This window comes from Cupriavidus sp. P-10, assembly GCF_003402535.2.
Classification (GTDB): domain Bacteria; phylum Pseudomonadota; class Gammaproteobacteria; order Burkholderiales; family Burkholderiaceae; genus Cupriavidus.
In genome coordinates, this window is the sequence record NZ_AP025171.1 from 809,754 (window position 1) to 826,823 (window position 17,070).

The window sequence follows — 17,070 nt, forward strand, 5'->3', positions numbered from 1 at the left end:
CACCGATATGAACGCCATCCCTGCTCCCGGCCAGCGCCTGCCGCAATCGATCACCCGCCGCCTGTCGCTGCCGCTGATCGCCGCGCCGATGTTCCGCGTCTCAGGTCCGGACCTCGTGCTGGCCGCGTGCCGTGCCGGCGTGATCGGCTCGTTCCCCACGGCGAACTGCCGCTCGACCGAGGAACTCGACGCGTGGATGACGCGCTTCGGCGCGGAGCTCACGCCCGACGACGCGCCGGTCTGCCCCAACCTGATCATGCGCCGCGAGGCATTGCAGCAGGAACTGGACTGCCTGCTGCGGCACCGGGTCGAAATGGTCATCACCAGCGTAGGCGCGCCGGATGCGGTAGTCGGTCCGCTGCACGAGATCGGCTGCCTGGTGCTGGCCGATGTCGCTTCGGTGCGGCATGCGCGCAAGGCCGTGGCGGCAGGCGCCGACGGCCTGATCCTGCTGACCGCCGGCGCGGGCGGTCAGACCGGGTGGGCCAATGGCTTTGCCTTCGTGCGCGCCGTGCGGCAGTTCTTCGACGGGCCGGTGGTGCTGGCGGGCGGCATCTCCGACGGCGTGGGCCTGTTGTCGGCACAGGTGCTAGGCTGCGACCTCGCCTACATGGGCACCCGGTTCATCGCCACGCGCGAGAGCATGGCCGTCGACGGGTACAAGGACATGCTGGTCAGCAGCGAGCTGGACGACGTGATGCTGTCGCGTGCCTTCACCGGGCTGGAAACCAACACGCTGCGTCCGTCGATCGTCGCCAGCGGCCTCGATCCGGCCAACCTGCCCACCGACATGACCCAGGAGCGCGCCGATGCGCTGTACGGAAGCCAGGGGTCCGCCGGCATCAAACGCTGGCGCGATATCTGGAGCGCGGGGCACTCGGTGTCGGGTGTCGCGCAGGTGGAGTCGGTGGGGGAACTGGTGGCACGCACGCGGCAGGAATTCGACGGAGCGCGCGCGGCAGCGTACCGGGCGCTGGCGCCGGTGGCTTGCGCGTGACGCGCCTGGCGCGATCCGCCGCACTACATCACGCGCCCGAACCACCACAGCGACAGCAGCCCCGCCATCGTCGCCAGCAGCGCGCCCAGCGCGGTGAAGAACGCGGTGACTTCCACCTGGTCGCGCTTGTCGAACGCCAGCTTGGCGTGGAGCGCGCGGTACACCTTCTTCAGCTGGGCCGTATCTTCCAGCCGGAAGTACTCGGCGCCGGTCGCGTCGGCGACCTGCTTCAGCACCCTCTCGTCCAGCCTGACGCGGGACGACATGCCGTCGACCGACAGCACCACGCCTTCGGGCGTGCCGACGCCCACGGTATAGACGCGCACGCCGTGGGTGGCGGCGAGTTGCGCGGCCTGCAGCGCGCCCGGGCCGGCGTTGCTTTCGCCGTCGGAGAACACGACGATCGCGCCCGCGCCGTATGAGCCGGGCGCAACGGCATCCGCGTCGCTGTCGCTGGAAGAGGAGGAGCCGCTGCCCGAGACCGCCGGTTTCTTCGGCTGCGGAGTGTCGTCGTTCATCAGGCGTTCGGCGTCGTTGGTGGCCTCCGGCAGCAGCGCGGTCAGCGCGATCAGCAGGCCATTGCCCAGCGCCGTGCCGCCCTGCGGCTTCAGGCGTTCGATGGCGGCAGCAACGTCGTCCTTGCTGCGGCTGGGGGCCTGCGCCACGGCGGCGGTGCCTGCCATCGCCACCACGCCGACGCTGACGCTGGAGGGCTGGTCGGCAAGCAAGACCCTGGCGGCCTGCTGCGCGGCGCGGATGCGGCTGGGCTTGATGTCCTGCGCGCGCATGCTGCCGGACAGGTCGATGACCAGCACCACCGTCTTGATGCGCGAGGGCAGCGTCAGCACGGCCTGGGGCCGCGCGATGGCGATGATCAGCGCGGTCAGCGCCAGCAGCGCGAGGACGGGGGACACGTGGCGGCGCCAGCCTGTGCCGCCGCGGATGGCCACGCCGACGGTCTTCAGCGCGGGGTAGTGCACGGTCGCGCGCCGGCGGCGCGCATCCAGCCACAGGTAGCCGCCCGCCAGCACCAGCACGGTCGCGAGCCCCCACAGCATGCTCGGCCACAGGAAGCTGAAGACAGGCAGCCGGCTTATCGCATCGGTCATGCTGCACCCCTGGCGGTTCCCTGCCGGTGACGCCGCTGGCGCGTGAAGTGCAGCAGCGCCAGGTCCAGCCGGGCGTAGGTCGACAACGTCAGGCACTGCACGCCGGCGCGCGCGAAGGCCTGGTGCAGCTCGGCCTCGCGCGCTTCGGCCGCGGCGGCGAAGCGCTTGCGGAAGGCCGGGTCATGCGTGTCGACGAAGATCTGCTCGGCGGTCTCGGCATCCTGCAGCACGACCAGGCCCAGGTCGGGCAGGGCCAGTTCGAGCGGATCGACCAGCCGCACCGCGACCACTTCATGGCGCCGCGCCAGCATGCCGAGCGATGCCTGCCAGCCGGTCGCGCTGATGAAGTCGGACACGACGAACACGACCGAGCGGCGCCTGGCGACCGAGCGTGCCTGCTCCAGCAGGTCGCGCAGCCGGGTTTCGCCCGGGCACGCCGCCGGCGTGGCATGCATGCGGTCGAGCACGTGCAGCAGCTGGCGCCGGCCCGAGCGCGCGGGGATGACAGGCGCAGCGGACGCAGCCTTGTCGGTGGCGCCGCCATAGAGCACCGCGCCAACGCGGTTGCCATAGCGCGTCAGCAGCAGCGCCATCACGGTGGTGAAATCGGTGAGCAGGTCGCGCTTGCGCACCGCGCCCGACCCGAACTCGACCGACCCGCTCAGGTCCAGCACGAACCACGCGGAGACGTCGCGGTCTTCCTGGAACTCGCGCACGTGCGGGGTCTGCAGCCGCGCGGTCACGTTCCAGTCGATATGGCGCACGTCGTCGCCGGGGCGGTATTCGCGCAGGTCGGCCAGGTCGAGCCCGAAGCCGCGGAACAGCGTGCGGTAGTCGCCCTGCAGCAGGCCGTCGAGCCGGCGCACCACTGTCCATTCCAGCCGGCGCAGCAGCGCCTCGGTCTGCTTCGACCCGACCGCGGCCACCGCTGCGTTGGCTGCAGCGGTGGCCGCCGCTTTTGCAGATGCGGCAGCAGGCGCCGGGGCGTCCGCCCCGCGCCGGAACCTAGCGCTCAGCCGCCCGAACATGGGATTCCAGCGGCCGCTCGGGGAGCGGCTGCGCCTGCAGGATGCGGCCGATGAGCTGGTCGGCGGTCACGCCGTCGGACATGGCTTCGTATGACAGCGCCAGGCGGTGGCGCAACACGTCCGGCACCAGGTCGGCCACGTCTTCCGGCAGCGCATAGTCCCGGGCGCGCAGGAAGGCCAGCGCGCGCGCGCCCTCGATCAGGCCGATGGTGGCGCGCGGGCTGGCCCCGAAGGCAATGTAGCGGTCCATGTCTTCCACGCCGTAGCTGCCGGGCTTGCGGGTAGCCGCGACCACGCGCACCGCGTACTGGATCAGCGCGGGATCGACATAGACCTTGCGGCACGTCTCCTGCAACGCGGCCAGGTGCTCGGGCGTGGCGATCGCGCCCACGTTGATGCGCGGGCCGGTGACGCGGTTGACGATCACGACCTCTTCTTCCTCGCTCGGGTAGCCCACCAGCACCTTCATCATGAAGCGGTCGACCTGCGCCTCGGGCAGGGGGTAGGTGCCTTCGGTCTCGATCGGGTTTTGCGTGGCCATGACCAGGAACGGCGAGGGCACGCGGTGGGTCTCGCCGGCGATGGTGACCTGCTTTTCCTGCATGACTTCGAGCAGGGCGCTCTGCACCTTGGCCGGCGCGCGGTTGATCTCGTCGGCCAGCAGCAGGTTGGCGAAGACCGGGCCGCGCACGGTGGAGAATTCGCCGGTGCCCTGGTTATACATGCGGGTGCCGACCAGGTCGGCGGGCAGCAGGTCGGGCGTGAACTGGATGCGCTTGAACGTGCCGCTCATGGTCCGCGCCAGCGTGTTGACCGTCAGCGTCTTGGCCAGCCCCGGCACGCCTTCGACCAGCAGGTGACCGCCGGCAAGCATCGCCACCAGCACCCGTTCGAGAAAGTGGTCTTGCCCGACGACCACGCGCTTCACCTCGTACAGCAGGCGTTCCATCAAGTCGGCGCTGTCCGCAGCACCCCTGGCTTGGTCGTTCATAGGCCCTCACGTTTCAGAAAGGAGAAGATCCGATGGCAACGCCGGCGTTTTCGATGGTGACGGCAAAGCCGATGCCAAGGAAGGTGCCGCTCTGGTTAGGGTTGAGGATGGCGGTGACGATGCCAACCACTTCGCCATCCATGTTCACCAGCGGCCCGCCCGAGTTGCCCGGGTTGGCCGCGGCGTCAAACTGGATGAGCTTGTCCAGGCTCTGCTTGTGGTCAGGCGAGACGAACTGGCGGTCGAGCCCTGACACCACGCCGGCCGACACCGACGGGCCGATGCCGAACGGAAAGCCCACCGCGACGACTTCGCTGCCGGGCGCCAGCTCGCGGCTGGAGCCGAGTGTCGCCGCCGGCAAGTCGTCGGGAATGGATTTGGGCCGGAGCACGGCGAGGTCTTTCTCGGGGATGGCCTGCACCACGGTGGCTTCGGCCATGTGGCCGTCGTGGAACCTGACCTCCAGCCGCTTGGCATCGGCGACGACGTGGTAGCTGGTCAGCACCATGCCGCTTTCAGTCACGACCACGCCCGAGCCGATGTGGCGCGCTTCGCGCTTGCCGCCGGCCGGATCCTTGCCGTCGGGCGGGTCGCGCTTGGCAAGCTCATCCTGCGGCGCGGGCTGGGCGGGCGGTGTCGATTTGCGCCGTGTGGCAGGGGGATCACGCTTGGCCTTCGGCGCCGACGCGGCTTCCACGGGTTGTTCCGCCGGCGTATAGCTGCGGATCTCCACCACCGATTCGCGCACCGCCTCGGCCGCCCTGGCCGTGCGCGACGGCAGGCTCTTGGTCTGCAGCGTGTGCAGCACCGCCGCGTCGATGTCTGCCTGCTTGAGCACGCGGGGTGGTGGCTGCGACCGCCAGGCGATGGCCGCGCCCGCCGCAATGACCACGACGACCGCCGTCGAGACCAGCCCGTAGATCGTCACCCGTTTCATCGCAGCCCCCCAGGTCCCGTCCCGCCTTGGAAAATACAGTACCATCCTCTTAACCACGCGCCAAGGAGCAGGGCATGCAGTTTCTCTGGCCGCAGATGCTCTGGTTGCTGCTGGCGCTCCCGGTGCTGGCAGCGGCCTACCTGTACCTGCTCGCGCGGCGCAAGAAATCCGCCCTGCTGTATGCCAGCCTTGCGCTGCCCCGCGCCGCGCTGGGCCCGCGCCAACGCCTGCGGCGTCACATCCCGCCCCTGCTGTTCCTGATCGCGCTGGGCGCGGCTTTGCTGGCCTGCGCGCGGCCCACCGCCACCGTTACCCTGCCGTCCGACACCATCACGCTGGTGCTGGCCATGGACACCTCGCGCAGCATGGAGGCCACCGATGTGCCGCCCACGCGCATCAGCGCCGCGCAGCAGGCCGCGCGTGACCTGATCGTGGGACTTCCGGCCAGCGTGCGGCTCGGCATCGTGTCCTTCGCCGCCACCGCGACCGTGGTGCTGCCGCCGACCAGCAATCGCCAGGACATGCTCGACGCGCTCGATCGCTTCCAGCTGCAGCGCGGCACCGCCACCGGCAGCGGGCTGATCCAGGCGCTGGCGGTGCTGTTCCCCGACGACGGCATCGATCTTGAGGCGATTCTCTTCAACGACGCCGCGAACCCGTTCGGCCGCAGTTCGCCGTCGCTGGACGAGGCCGCCGCCGCGGAGGCCGCGCGCAAGCGCGACCAGAAGCGCCAGCCAGTGCAGCCGGGCACATACCGGCACGGCGCGGTCATCCTGCTCAGCGACGGCCGGCGCACCACCGGCCCGGACCCGATCGACGCCGCGCGCATGGCGGCCGAGCGCGGCGTGCGCGTCTATACCGTCGGCTTCGGTTCGCCGCAGGGTGCCAGCATGCCGGAGTCGAGCCTGTCCTACTTCATGCAGCTCGACGAACCCGCCCTGCGCGCGGTCGCGACGCTGACGGGCGGCGAATACTTCCAGGCGGGATCGGCCGCCGACCTGACCAAGGTGTATCGCCAGCTCAGCGCCCGCTTCGCGCTGGAGCGCCGGGAAACCGAGGTGAGTGCGTTGTTGTCCGCGGCAGCCGTGCTGCTGCTGGTGCTGGCATCGGGGCTGTCGCTGCTGTGGTTCCGGCGTTGACAGGGCCCCGGCGTTAAGAGGAGCCAGCGAGGGCAGGTCGCGTCACGTGGCGCGACATGCGGCACGACACTTGGCGCGTCACGTACCGGTCACTTCGTAGCGTTTCGTATCACAGGCGATTCGCCCTGCGCGTCGGCGCGGCACGCAGGGACAGTACAATGCCGGACGCTTGATTTACCGGACCTGCCTTTTCCGCCACCCCGACCGCTTCGCCCATGTCTAATCTCATCGTCCACGGTGGCACGCCCCTGCGCGGCCGCATCATCCCCTCCGCCAACAAGAATGCCGTGCTGCCGGTGCTTTGCGCCACGCTGCTGACCGACCAGCCGCTGCGCCTGCACGGCGTGCCGGACATCACGGATGTCCGCAAGATCCTCGATATTTTCCGCATGCTGGGCAGCGATGTCCGGCTCGATGAAGCCACCGGCACGCTCGACCTGCACCACCGCGACACCACTTTCGACGCCACCTCGCACCGGCTGCCGGAAGAAATGCGCTCGTCGATCATGCTGGTGCCGCCGCTGCTGGCCCGCTTCGGCGTGGCGCGGCTGGAAGACAACGTCAAGGGCTGCACGCTGGGCGTGCGCGAGATCGACCCGCACGTCGACATCTTCCGCTCGTTCGGCGGCGAGGTGGAGCGCGCCAGCGGCTCGCTGCTGGTGCGCAGCGGCGGCCCGCTCAAGCCCACGCACCACTGGCTCGACTATGCCTCGGTGACCACCACCGAGAACTTCGTGCTGTGCGCGGCCGCCGCCGAAGGCGAATCGACGCTGACCAATGCCGCGTCCGAGCCGCATGTGCAGGAGTTCTGCCGCTTCATGCAGATGATGGGCGCCGATATCGACGGCATCGGCACCTCGCGCCTGACCGTGCGCGGCGGCGGCCGGCTGCGCGGCGGCGAATTCACCTTCGAGGAAGATTTCCACGAGATCACCACCTTCCTCGCGCTGGGCGCGATCACCGGTGGCGACGTGGTGGTGCGCAACAGCACGCCGGGCAATTTCCCGCTGATCGACCGCACCTTCGCCAAGTTCGGCGTGCAGGTGGTGCATGAGGACGGCTGGTCGCGCGCGCTGCTGCAGGGGCCGCTGAAGGTGCAGACGCCGTTCACCAGCAACGTGCTGACCAAGGTCGAGGCCGCGCCGTGGCCGTATTTCCCGGTCGACCTGCTGCCGATCTTTATCGCGCTGGGCGTGCGTGCGCAGGGCAACGCGATGTTCTGGAACAAGATCTACGACGGCGCGCTGGGCTGGACCGGCGAGCTGTCGAAGTTCGGCGCGCATGTGTTCCAGTCTGACCCGCACCGGCTGATCACCTTCGGCGGCAATCCGCTGACGCCCGCCGTGGTGGAAAGCCCGTACATCATCCGCGTCGCGATTGCGCTGTTCATGGTCGCGGCCAGCATCGAAGGCCGCTCGGAGATCCGCAACGCCACGCCGATCCGGCGCGCGCATCCGCGCTTTGTCGAGAACCTGCGCAGCCTCGGCGTCCATGTCGAGTGGACCAGCGAGGAATAATTACAACCCTGCCCGTGGCGCGAGGGCGGCCTGCACCTCGATGACCAGCAGGCTGCCCCTCAAGGCCCGCGCCGCCCCACTGGTTGTAGCGCTCGAAGGCACCTGCCAGGCATGGCGGACGCGGCGCGACAGCGTCGCCACGCCATGCTGCCGCAACCATCCTTCGATATGCGGCCGCCCCGTCTAAGCAAAGAAGAATCCCTGCGTTCGCAAGCGCGCGTGCGGTCCTTACGATGTCAGCTTCGTCGACGACACACGAGGGGAAGCTACAGATGGCACGACGCAACGACCAGATCCGACTGGGCGCGTTTCTCTACCCCAGCGGCCACCATATCGCCGCATGGCGCCATCCGGACGCCAGGGCGGATGCGGGCATCGATTTCCGGCACTACGTCGAACTGGCACAGGCCGCGGACGCGGCGAAGTTCGACCTGGTGTTTCTTGCCGATGGCGTCGGCACGCGCGGCGACGATGTCGAGTTCCTCAGCCGCACCGCGCACAGCTACCAGGCGCAGTTCGAGCCCATCACGCTGCTGTCGGCGCTGGCCGCGGTGACCTCGCGCATCGGCCTGGTCGGCACGGCCTCCACCAGCTTCAACGAGCCGTACCACATCGCCCGCAAGTTCGCCTCGCTCGACCATATTTCAGGCGGCCGCGCCGGCTGGAACCTGGTGACTTCGTCGAGCGCGCATGAGGCGCGCAACTTCAACCGCGACGATCATTTCGACCACGCCGACCGTTATGGGCGCGCCGAAGAGTTTGTCGACGTGGTGACCGGGCTGTGGGACAGCTGGGAAGACGATGCCTTCGTGCGCGACAAGGCCGCCGGGCGCTTCTACGATCCCGCCCGGCGCCATGTGCTGGGCCACAAGGGCGCGCACTTCTCCGTGCAGGGGCCGCTGAACGTGGCGCGTGCGCCCCAGGGACATCCGGTGGTGGTGCAGGCGGGCTCGTCCGAGGCCGGCAAGGAACTGGCGGCACGCAGCGGCGAAGCGGTGTTCACGGCGCAGCAGACGCTGGACGACGCCATTGCCTTCTATGCCGACCTGAAGGGGCGCCTGCCGCGCTATGGCCGTTCGGCCGACGACCTGAAGATCCTGCCAGGCGTGTTCCCGGTGGTCGGGCACAGCGAGAGCGAAGCCAGGGAAAAATTCGAGCAGCTGCAGTCGCTGATCGATCCGGTCGTGGGCCTGGCGCTGGTGGCCGGCCTGAGCGGGGGCTTCGACCTGTCGGGCTATCCCCTCGACGGCCCGATCCCGGAGCTGCCGCCCACCAACGCCAGCAAGAGCCGCCAGCGCCTGGTGATCGACCTGGCCCGGCGCGAACAGCTGACGATCCGGCAGTTGTACCAGCGCGTGGCCGGCGCGCGCGGCCACTGGCAACTGGTCGGGACGCCGGCGCAGATCGCCGACGAACTGGAGGCGCGCTTCCTGGGCTACGGCGCAGACGGCTACAACATCATGTCGCCACTGCTGCCCGGCGGCCTGACGGATTTCATTGCGCTGGTGCTGCCGGAACTGCGCCGGCGCGGCCTGTTCCGCGAGGAGTACACGGGAACCACGCTGCGCGAGCACCTGGGCCTGGCGCGGCCGCAGCACCCGGCGGTGCGCAACCAGCGCGAGCCGGGCCACGTGGCCGTGGCGTAAGGCAAACATGAGGGGGGCCGCCGCGCGGCGGCCCTGTCACGGGCGCCGCGAGCGGTCGTCTTCCCGGCGGCCCCAGCCGGGCGGATAAAGCGGATGACGCAGCGCGGCATACACCAGAACCACGGTTGCCACGGCGGTGATCCAGTCGAGCAGGTCCATAACCCTCCTTGCGGCCCCCGGGTGACTGGCATGCGCGGGGGAACGCTTCCACCATAGTCCAGCCCTGACGGCAGGGGAACTAAGGTGTACGCAGAACCATATGCCCGCGGCAATGGTCCGCGCCGGCCGGGCTGCGCTAGACCTGTTGCTGGAACGCCAGGTAGTAGCCGTTGCAGTCCGTCATGCCGAACTCGTGCGAGCCGTACGGCATATGCTGCAGCGGCCAGCTGATGGCCACCTTGTCCTTGACCTGCGCGTAGTAGCGCGCCACATCCGGCACGGAGATGTAGACGGTGCCGGTCAGCCCCGGCGTGGTGGCGGGCCAGAGGGGCTGGTCGGTAAACAGCAGCCTGGCACCGTCTTTTTCCACCGTGATCGTGTTGCCGGCGGATGCCACGACCCGGAAGCCGAGCGCGGTGTCATAGAACGACCCCGTCTGGGCGAGGTCAGTGCAATGTAGAAGCAGGGTCAGCGGCATCAGTGCTCCGGCGGCGGCATGGTGACGCCGCAGGCATGCGCCACGGCCAGCAGCTTGTCGAGATCCGGTGCGCCGGGCTCGATTTCCTCATCCAGCCGCGTGAACAGGCGCGAGGCGTTGCCGTTGTGGCTGGTGACCGAGACCATTTCGCCCCCGCCGGCGCCGAAGCGGAAGTAGTGCATCGTGCCTGCCGGCACATGGACAAAGGTGCCGGCGACCGCCTGGACTGCCTGCCCGCCATAGCCGATCTCGATCGTTCCGCGCGTCACGAAGAATGATTCGTCCCAGTCGTGGCAATGCGGGGGCGGACCGGTGCCTTCGTCGCCCTGCTGCAGGAAGACCTCGTAGCCCTGCGTGGCGGTGTTGGAGGCGAGTACGGTGATCTTCTCTCCGACCACGTTGAGTGCGCGCGCATACGCGTCCGGCGTCACCACAAAGGGTTCTGGCTTCATGATTCGCGCCTCCGTCTGTCGGGACCTGGATCCGGGAATGGCACCGGCGCCCGTGCCGGGCGCCGTGGTGTCAGCCTATTCTAGGCGCGGGCGCCGGGCTGTCCTAGCCCGGAATGCCGCACGCATGGCTCAGCCGCGCGCTCCCGCGTGATGCGGGCAGCCCGGCGGCGGCTCGCCGATCAGGCTGCGCGCCGACCACAGCTCGGGGAACGGCAGCTCGTCCAGCGTCGGCTTCAGCCACGCGACGCCCTCCGTGCCGAAATAGGCAGGCCGCGTGCCGAAGGTGCGGCGAGTGGCCATCAGGTGGCGGAATTTCCAGTCGGTGAACGCTTCCGCCAGGTCGGCGAGCGTCTCGCCAAGCTGCACCAGCCCGGCGTTGCCGTCCGCGTTGGCGTAGATGTCGCGCCAGGCTTGCTCGACTTGCCGGTGCGGCACGTAAGGCTCGGCCAGGTCCCGGTCCAGCAGCGCGCCGGGGATGGCCACGCCCGCCCGTGACAGGTAGGCGAGCACGTCGTCATACAGGCTTGGCGCGGACAGCGCTTCGTTCAGCATGGCCCAGCGCTGCGGCTGCGGGACGAAATGCTGCAGGTGCTCGCGCTGCTTGATGCCGAGCAGGTAGACCATGTGCCGGTAGGTCCAGCCCTGCAGCGCGGTGTCCTTGCCGTGCGCTTCGCCGACACGCGACAGCATCGCCAGCAGGTCGTTCGGCGTCATCCACGCGATCGAGCGCCACGTGGCGTTGAGCGGCGCGTGGTGGGCGATCACGCGCTGCAGCGCGCGCAGCGCCGCGGCGAGGTCGCCGGCGCGCAGATGGCCCTGTGCCGCCTGGAGCTCGCGGATGATCAGCATCCAGAGCAGCTCAGAGACCTGCGCGACGACGATGAAGCCGAATTCGCCGGGATGGCCGCTGACCGGGCGCTGCAGGCTGTGCAGCGCGTCGGTCTGCAGCCACGCGCTGTAAGGGGTGTGCCCGGCCGCGTCCTGGTCGGGCGGGGCGGACGTGGTCGACGTGGTGGACGTGGTGGACGTGGTGGACGTGTCGCGTGTGGCAAGTTCTGCGGCTTGTGTGGGGTTCATGTCGTGCTCCTCCGGGATGGCAATGCGCTTCAGGCAAGGGCTTCAGGCAAGGGCTTCAGGCAAGGGCTTCAGGCAAGGTTGTGGTCTGGGCTGGACGGCGCCTCCAGCAGGCGTTCGATCTCCAGTGCGATCTTCAGCAGGGCGCCGTCGTCGCCGGGGCGGGCGACGACCTGCATGGCGGCGGGCAGGCTGCCGTCGCGGGCGGGCAACGGGATCGAGATGGCCGGGAAGCCGGCGAGGTTGAACGGGGCGGTATAGCCCATCAGCGCCTGGCGCACCGTGCCGGACCAGCCGTCGATCGTGATCGAGTCGGCGCCGTGCGGCGGTGCCAGGCACGGGCAGGTCGGCAAGACCAGGTAGTCAACGGTCGACAGCAAGGCCCGCAGCGCGCGGATCAGCCGGTGGCGGGTTTGCTGGGCCTGCGCATAGTCGCCCATTAACAGGTCTCCGGCCAGGGCCAGCCGGCCCTGCGTTGCCTCGCTGTAGGACGCGGCAATACGCGCCGCGTCGTTCCTGCGGAAGTGTTCCATGGCGGCCTCGGCCAGCACGATGCCAGCGAAGGCTTCGTAGGCGCCGTCGAACAGGTTGACGGCGGGCAGGGCCTCGCAGGAAAGCACCTTGCCGAGCCTGGCGATGGCGTCATCGAACGGGGCCGCGACCGCCGCCTCGGGCGGTACCGGCGGGATGCCCGCCAGGACGCCAAGCCGCGCCGACAGCCACGCATCGCTCTCGGGGATGGCGATGCCGAACGCCTCCGCCAGCACGATGATGTCGTCGACGCCCCCACCCAGGAGGCCAGGATGGTCCAGCGTCGGCGCCAGCGGGAAGATCCCGCGCGTCGGCAGTGCGCCCAGCGTCGGCTTGAAGCCCGCCACGCCGCAGAGCGCCGCCGGAATCCTGACCGAGCCGCCGGTATCGGTGCCGAGCCCGGCCGCCACGGCACCCCCGGCGATCGCCGCGGCGGCACCGCCGCTGGATCCGCCCGGGATCCGGCGCGTGTCCAGCGGGTTCAGGGTGTCGCCGAAGGCTGCGCTCGCGGTGGTGACGCCCCACGCGAACTCATGCGTGGTGGTCTTGCCGACCACGATCGCGCCGCGTTCCACCAGGGCCTGCACTACCTCGGCATCGGCGCCCGGCACGTGGCCCAGGTATGCCTCGGAGCCGTAGCGGGTCTCGATGCCGCGGGTGTCGATCAGGTCCTTGACCGCAATGGGCAGTCCTTCCAGCGGCCGCGGCTGGCCTGCCTCGTAGCGGCGGTCGCTGTCCGCCGCCGCCTTGAGCGCGCGCTCCCAGTCGATCACCGAAAAGGCATTGAAGTCGCGCTTGCACGCTTCGGCGCGAACCAGGGCCTGCTTGATCTCCGCATGGGCCGTCGTGCGGCCATGGCGCAGCGCGGCGAGCGTGCCGCGCAGGCCCGGGCTGGGGGCGAGGGCGGGGCGGTAGTCCGCCGTCTTCACCACAGGCCCTCCAGCAAGGCATCGAGTGCGGCGTCATGGCCATCGCCAAGGTCGCCAACCTCGTCCGGATAGTGTTGCCGCAGCAGGGCGGCGACTTGCGCCAGCTGCGCGCGGTCGAAGCCGACCATGCGCAGGCGGTCAGGCAGGCCCAGTTGCGCGACTGCCCGCGCGATCCTGTCGGCCAGCTTTGCCGCCGCGTCCTGGCCCGCGTGGCCGGCGCAGAAGATCCGCAGCTTGTCGCCATAGCGTGCGCCGCAGGCGCGCAGCACCGGCGCCAGGGTGATGCACGAGGTAACGCTGTGCGGCAACCCGAAGGTGCCACCGAGGATATGCCCGATGCGGTGGCTGAGGCCGTAGATCACCGACGCCGGGAAGAAATAGCTCTGCCACGCGGCAAGCTGCAGCTGCAGCAGGTCGTCCGCCGTGATCCGCCCCGTGGCCAGCGCCTGCGCGGTATCGAGCTGGCCCGGCCACTTCTCCAGCACCGAAAAGAACCGCGCCACGCCAGCGGCCGCCAGCATCGCGTGCGGATGGCCTGCATCGACCTGGCGCATCCCTTCCACGGCATGGTCGATGCCCTTGATGGCCGATGACAGCAGCAGTTCGCGCGGGGTATGGCGCAGCAGCAGCGGGTCGAGGGCCACCACCTTCGGCACTGTCTCGCGCACGGCATGGCTGCGCTTGAACGGCTCGGGCCCCGTGGTCTCGGTCACGCCGAAATAGTGCGAGAACTCGGATCCCGACAACGTCGTCGGGAAGGCCGCGATGGGCAGGTAGCGGCCGGTCTGCTGGTGGTGCAGGTGCGAGACCGCCTTGGCCGCGTCGAGCACCGAGCCGCCGCCCAGCGCGAGGATCGAATCCGCCTCGGCGCGCACGCAGGCGTCCAGCGCGCGGCGCACGCCGGTATCCGGCGCATGCGGCGGCAGGTCGGTGAAGATGCCGGCGGCGCCTTGCACGTGCGGCTGCAGGTGCCGCGCATGGAAGTCGCGCAAGGGCTCGACGGTAAAGGTCAGCGGGCGCCGGATGCCGTGCTTGCCGAGCGATGCGGCGGCGGCCGGCAGGATGTCGTGGCCCCACAAGACCGCGTCTTGTGGCAGGCAGTTCAGCTGGTTCATCAGTCTCCTCCAGGATGACAGCGCAAGCGGCTGGTCTCTGGATGGAAACGATAGTGGAATGGCCCGGCGTTGAAAGCCTGCCAGCGGCGAACGCAGCGTCTGGGAATCCCGAACGCGGGACTTGCGCGTGCGCCGGCCCCGCTCAGGAAGGATCGAACGCCGTGATCCGCGGAAACTCGGTGGCCAGGAAATCGACCAGCGACCGCACCGCCGGCAGCAGCCCGGTCCGGTATGGAATCAGCGCCGAGATGCGCGCATCCGCGGCGATCCAGCCCGGCAGCACCTGCCGCAACACGCCGGCCTGCAATTCCTGCCGGCAGATATAGCCAGGCAGTGCCGCCACGCCGATATTGGCGCAGGCCGCTTCCTTCAGCGACATCATGCTGTTGCTCTGGAAGCGCGGCTCGACCGGCAGCGTGAAGACCCGGTCGCCGGGGCCTTGCAGCTGCCATTGCAGCGGCCCCTTGCGTGCCATCGAGATGATCGTGTGTGATGCCAGCTGCTCGGGCTGCTCCAGCGGCGGCATCCGTTCCAGGTAGCCCGGGCCCGCGAACAGGCACCACGGCGCGCGCGCCAGCGGCCGCTGCACCAGGTTGGAATCCTGCAGGGGCCCGGTATGCCCGCGGATCGCAAGGTCGAAGCCTTCGCCGACGATGTCGACGAGCCGGTCGGTGGCGACTTCCACGAAACCGACCTTGGGATGCTTGCTCAGGAACGCCGGCAGGATATTGCGCAGCGCGAACTGCGCGACCTCCACCGCGACCGTGACGCGGATGATCCCGCTCGGCTCCGCCATGCGCTGGCGCATCGCCTGCTCGGCGACCTCGGCGCTCTGCAGCAGCGCGACCGCGTACTGGTAGAACTCGGCGCCCACGTCGGTCACGCCGAACTGGCGCGAAGTGCGATTGATCAGCCTGACGCCGAGCGATGTCTCCAGCTCCTTGACCCTGTGACTCAGCGTCGACTTGGGCAGCCGCAGGCTGTCGCCGGCGGCCGTGAAGCCACCGCGGTCGACCACTTGCACGAAGTAATAGACGTCTTTCAGGTCGAGCATCGGACTGGTTGGGGAGGTGTCTGCGTTCGCTCGCATGGTACTGCCTGGGTGCGCGCTTTGCCATGGTGCGGCGCCAGTGTGGCGCCACCGCAGCGATTGTTCGGCGCCCTTGGACATTGCGTACGAGCGCGGGGGGCTGCTCAACCGGATGGGAGCCACTAAGCTGCATTGCACGATAAGAGGAGACACGAACATGGATGTTGCAGGTGTAGTCGATGCGCTGATCCGCGGGCGCCAGACCAAGCGCGGCTTTCTCGATCGTGCGGTGCCGCTCGATACCGTGCGCGAGATTCTTTCCGTGGCGCGCTACGCGCCGAGCTCCAGCAATACGCAGCCGTGGCGCTGCTACATCGCCGTCGGCGACGCGCGCAAACGGCTCGCCGATGCCGCGGTGGATGCGTACCGGGCCGACCCCGAGAACCTGGAGCCTGAATACCCCTTCTTTCCCACGCCGCTGCATGAACCCTATTCGGCGCGCTTCAACACCTTCCGCGGCCAGCTCGGCGATGCGCAGGGTGTGCCGCGCAGCGACAAGGCCGGGCGCAGGCGCGACGTCGAGCGCCAGTTCCGCTTCTTCGACGCGCCGGTCGGCCTGATCTTCACCATGGATCGCCGCCTGGAGCGCGCCAGCTTTATCTGCTACGGCTGCTTCCTGCAGAACATCATGCTGGCCGCCCGCGCCAGGGGGCTGGACACCTGCCCGCAGCAGATCTGGTCGCTGCAGTTCACCGTGCTGCGCGAGCACCTGGCCATTCCGGAAAGCGAAATGGTAGTGGCGGGCATGTCGCTCGGCTACGCCGACGACAGCCTGCCGGAGAACCGGATGCAGCTGCGCAAGCTGGAGCTGGAAGAGTTTGTTTCGGTCGTCGGGGCGTGAGCGCCGGCGACAGCGCCGCCATGCCGCATTTTTATTCGCATGGTTTAACTTCAAGTGGGAGAGACAGATGTCGATGATCAAAGGGTTTCATCACCTGACCGCGGGTGTCAGCGGCGCGCAGGAAGACGTGGATTTCTACGTCAGCTTGCTGGGGCAGAGCCTCGTCAAGAAAACCGTGCTGCTTGACGGCGACGACCCCATCTACCACCTCTATTACGGCAACGCCAACGGCGATCCCGGCACGCTGGTGACGTCGTTCCCGTTCCGGCAGAAGGGCGTCAAGGCGCGTCCCGGATCGGGCCAGGTGCGTGTCATCAACTACTCGGTGCCGCGCGACGCGCTGGAGTTCTGGCGCGAACGCTTCGCGGCGAGGGGCGTGGCCTACGACGCGGACATGACTGAACGCTTCGGCGAACGACGCCAGCGCTTCTACCACCCCTGCGGCATTGAGTTTGACCTGGTGGAAACCGATCACGACGCGCGCCCGCCATGCACGGCCGCCGGCATTCCCGCCGACGTGGCCATCCGTGGCGTGCACAGCGTCACGCTGTCGCTGCGCGAGGTGGCAGAGTCGATCCTGTTCATGACCGAGGCGCTGGACTTCCGCCATGTCGACACGTCCGGTCCCTACCATCGCTTCGAGACCTACACCGGTGGCCCGGGCATGGTGGTGGAATTCCTGCACGAGCCCGACCGCCTGCAGGGGTCGTCCATCTATGGCGAGGGCACGATCCACCATGTTGCCTTTGCCGTCGACAGCGTGGCGCAGCAAATGGTGCTGAAGGACCGCTTCATGGCCATGGGCCATATCGACACCTCCGAGTCGGTCAACCGCAACTACTTCCGCTCGATGTATTTCAAGTTGCCCGGCGGCGTGATCTTCGAAGCGACGACCACCGACATTGGCTTCGCGATCGACGAGCAGCCCGGCCACTTCGGCGAGGAATTCCAGCTGCCGCCCTGGCTGCGCGAGTGCAAGGACGAACTGCTCGGCCGGCTCGAGCCGATCGCCGTCTAAAGCTTTGTACCTTTACCTC

The 17,070-nt window shown here is 68.9% G+C and carries 17 protein-coding genes; 6 read left to right on the forward strand and 11 right to left on the reverse strand.

Going from position 1 to position 17,070, the window contains the following annotated elements; genetic code table 11:
- Window positions 1–7 precede the first annotated feature (7 nt).
- Entirely contained in the window at window positions 8–997 is a 990-nt protein-coding gene (locus CTP10_RS20770) for an NAD(P)H-dependent flavin oxidoreductase (RefSeq protein ID WP_116319894.1), read from the forward strand.
- Window positions 998–1,020: 23 nt separating this feature from the next.
- Here CTP10_RS20770 and CTP10_RS20775 read toward each other — a convergent pair whose 3' ends face one another.
- The 4 genes from CTP10_RS20775 to CTP10_RS20790 are packed head-to-tail and all read right to left on the reverse strand — an operon-like array spanning window position 1,021 to window position 5,062.
- Complete coding sequence (locus CTP10_RS20775; protein WP_116319743.1) at window positions 1,021–2,106, reverse strand: VWA domain-containing protein; 1,086 nt, start codon at window positions 2,104–2,106, stop codon at window positions 1,021–1,023.
- On the reverse strand, window positions 2,103–3,134 hold the full coding sequence (locus tag CTP10_RS20780; RefSeq protein WP_116319893.1) for a DUF58 domain-containing protein: 1,032 nt from the start codon (window positions 3,132–3,134) through the stop codon (window positions 2,103–2,105). Before CTP10_RS20780 ends, CTP10_RS20775 begins: the two co-directional genes overlap by 4 nt.
- The gene (locus CTP10_RS20785; RefSeq protein ID WP_116319742.1) at window positions 3,112–4,125 is read right to left on the reverse strand and encodes an AAA family ATPase; all 1,014 of its coding nucleotides are present in this window, start codon (window positions 4,123–4,125) and stop codon (window positions 3,112–3,114) included. Before CTP10_RS20785 ends, CTP10_RS20780 begins: the two co-directional genes overlap by 23 nt.
- 13 nt (window positions 4,126–4,138) lie before the next feature.
- Window positions 4,139–5,062: a S1C family serine protease gene (locus CTP10_RS20790; RefSeq protein WP_116319741.1), complete on the reverse strand. Its 924-nt coding sequence runs from the start codon at window positions 5,060–5,062 to the stop codon at window positions 4,139–4,141.
- 74 nt (window positions 5,063–5,136) lie between these two features.
- Between CTP10_RS20790 and CTP10_RS20795 the strand changes: the two genes are divergently transcribed.
- From CTP10_RS20795 to CTP10_RS20805, 3 genes are all read left to right on the forward strand, one after another.
- Window positions 5,137–6,201 (forward strand): VWA domain-containing protein, encoded by a 1,065-nt coding sequence (locus CTP10_RS20795; RefSeq protein WP_116319740.1) that lies wholly within the window; start codon window positions 5,137–5,139, stop codon window positions 6,199–6,201.
- A 215-nt stretch (window positions 6,202–6,416) separates the two neighbouring features.
- Window positions 6,417–7,718: a UDP-N-acetylglucosamine 1-carboxyvinyltransferase gene (locus CTP10_RS20800; protein ID WP_116319739.1), complete on the forward strand. Its 1,302-nt coding sequence runs from the start codon at window positions 6,417–6,419 to the stop codon at window positions 7,716–7,718.
- Between the two features lie 272 nt (window positions 7,719–7,990).
- The gene (locus CTP10_RS20805; protein ID WP_116319738.1) at window positions 7,991–9,364 is read left to right on the forward strand and encodes an LLM class flavin-dependent oxidoreductase; all 1,374 of its coding nucleotides are present in this window, start codon (window positions 7,991–7,993) and stop codon (window positions 9,362–9,364) included.
- 36 nt (window positions 9,365–9,400) lie between these two features.
- Here the strand turns inward: CTP10_RS20805 and CTP10_RS20810 are convergent, their stop codons facing one another.
- The 7 genes from CTP10_RS20810 to CTP10_RS20840 all read right to left on the reverse strand — a co-directional run bounded on the left by CTP10_RS20810 (window position 9,401) and on the right by CTP10_RS20840 (window position 15,156).
- Window positions 9,401–9,523: a hypothetical protein gene (locus tag CTP10_RS20810; RefSeq protein ID WP_271815877.1), complete on the reverse strand. Its 123-nt coding sequence runs from the start codon at window positions 9,521–9,523 to the stop codon at window positions 9,401–9,403.
- Between the two features lie 136 nt (window positions 9,524–9,659).
- Complete coding sequence (locus CTP10_RS20815) at window positions 9,660–10,001, reverse strand: VOC family protein (protein ID WP_116319737.1); 342 nt, start codon at window positions 9,999–10,001, stop codon at window positions 9,660–9,662.
- Complete coding sequence (locus tag CTP10_RS20820) at window positions 10,001–10,453, reverse strand: cupin domain-containing protein (RefSeq protein WP_116319736.1); 453 nt, start codon at window positions 10,451–10,453, stop codon at window positions 10,001–10,003. Before CTP10_RS20820 ends, CTP10_RS20815 begins: the two co-directional genes overlap by 1 nt.
- Window positions 10,454–10,582: 129 nt before the next feature.
- Window positions 10,583–11,530, reverse strand: coding sequence for a tryptophan 2,3-dioxygenase (locus CTP10_RS20825; protein ID WP_116319735.1), 948 nt, complete (start codon window positions 11,528–11,530; stop codon window positions 10,583–10,585).
- Between the two features lie 68 nt (window positions 11,531–11,598).
- Window positions 11,599–12,987, reverse strand: coding sequence for an amidase (locus CTP10_RS20830; protein ID WP_116319892.1), 1,389 nt, complete (start codon window positions 12,985–12,987; stop codon window positions 11,599–11,601).
- Window positions 12,984–14,102 (reverse strand): iron-containing alcohol dehydrogenase, encoded by a 1,119-nt coding sequence (locus tag CTP10_RS20835; protein WP_116319734.1) that lies wholly within the window; start codon window positions 14,100–14,102, stop codon window positions 12,984–12,986. The genes CTP10_RS20830 and CTP10_RS20835 overlap by 4 nt, the downstream gene beginning before the upstream one ends.
- 142 nt (window positions 14,103–14,244) lie before the next feature.
- A complete protein-coding gene (locus CTP10_RS20840) occupies window positions 14,245–15,156 on the reverse strand; it encodes a LysR substrate-binding domain-containing protein (RefSeq protein WP_116319733.1) in 912 nt (303 codons plus the stop codon).
- Window positions 15,157–15,349: 193 nt separating this feature from the next.
- On the opposite strand from CTP10_RS20840, the gene CTP10_RS20845 reads away from it, so the two are divergent.
- Window positions 15,350–16,033 (forward strand): nitroreductase, encoded by a 684-nt coding sequence (locus CTP10_RS20845; protein ID WP_116319732.1) that lies wholly within the window; start codon window positions 15,350–15,352, stop codon window positions 16,031–16,033.
- A gap of 67 nt (window positions 16,034–16,100) precedes the next feature.
- The gene (locus tag CTP10_RS20850) at window positions 16,101–17,051 is read left to right on the forward strand and encodes a VOC family protein (RefSeq protein WP_116319731.1); all 951 of its coding nucleotides are present in this window, start codon (window positions 16,101–16,103) and stop codon (window positions 17,049–17,051) included.
- Window positions 17,052–17,070: the final 19 nt, after the last annotated feature.

Excerpts from the sequence above, each read along its gene's own strand:
- CTP10_RS20770 (WP_116319894.1), top strand. The coding sequence starts at position 8 with ATGAACGCCATCCCTGCTCCCGGCCAGCGCCTGCCGCAATCGATCACC.
- CTP10_RS20775 (WP_116319743.1), bottom strand. The coding sequence starts at position 2,106 with ATGACCGATGCGATAAGCCGGCTGCCTGTCTTCAGCTTCCTGTGGCCG.
- CTP10_RS20780 (WP_116319893.1), bottom strand. The coding sequence starts at position 3,134 with ATGTTCGGGCGGCTGAGCGCTAGGTTCCGGCGCGGGGCGGACGCCCCG.
- CTP10_RS20785 (WP_116319742.1), bottom strand. The coding sequence starts at position 4,125 with ATGAACGACCAAGCCAGGGGTGCTGCGGACAGCGCCGACTTGATGGAA.
- CTP10_RS20790 (WP_116319741.1), bottom strand. The coding sequence starts at position 5,062 with ATGAAACGGGTGACGATCTACGGGCTGGTCTCGACGGCGGTCGTCGTG.
- CTP10_RS20795 (WP_116319740.1), top strand. The coding sequence starts at position 5,137 with ATGCAGTTTCTCTGGCCGCAGATGCTCTGGTTGCTGCTGGCGCTCCCG.
- CTP10_RS20800 (WP_116319739.1), top strand. The coding sequence starts at position 6,417 with ATGTCTAATCTCATCGTCCACGGTGGCACGCCCCTGCGCGGCCGCATC.
- CTP10_RS20805 (WP_116319738.1), top strand. The coding sequence starts at position 7,991 with ATGGCACGACGCAACGACCAGATCCGACTGGGCGCGTTTCTCTACCCC.
- CTP10_RS20810 (WP_271815877.1), bottom strand. The coding sequence starts at position 9,523 with ATGGACCTGCTCGACTGGATCACCGCCGTGGCAACCGTGGTTCTGGTG.
- CTP10_RS20815 (WP_116319737.1), bottom strand. The coding sequence starts at position 10,001 with ATGCCGCTGACCCTGCTTCTACATTGCACTGACCTCGCCCAGACGGGG.
- CTP10_RS20820 (WP_116319736.1), bottom strand. The coding sequence starts at position 10,453 with ATGAAGCCAGAACCCTTTGTGGTGACGCCGGACGCGTATGCGCGCGCA.
- CTP10_RS20825 (WP_116319735.1), bottom strand. The coding sequence starts at position 11,530 with ATGAACCCCACACAAGCCGCAGAACTTGCCACACGCGACACGTCCACC.
- CTP10_RS20835 (WP_116319734.1), bottom strand. The coding sequence starts at position 14,102 with ATGAACCAGCTGAACTGCCTGCCACAAGACGCGGTCTTGTGGGGCCAC.
- CTP10_RS20840 (WP_116319733.1), bottom strand. The coding sequence starts at position 15,156 with ATGCTCGACCTGAAAGACGTCTATTACTTCGTGCAAGTGGTCGACCGC.
- CTP10_RS20845 (WP_116319732.1), top strand. The coding sequence starts at position 15,350 with ATGGATGTTGCAGGTGTAGTCGATGCGCTGATCCGCGGGCGCCAGACC.
- CTP10_RS20850 (WP_116319731.1), top strand. The coding sequence starts at position 16,101 with ATGTCGATGATCAAAGGGTTTCATCACCTGACCGCGGGTGTCAGCGGC.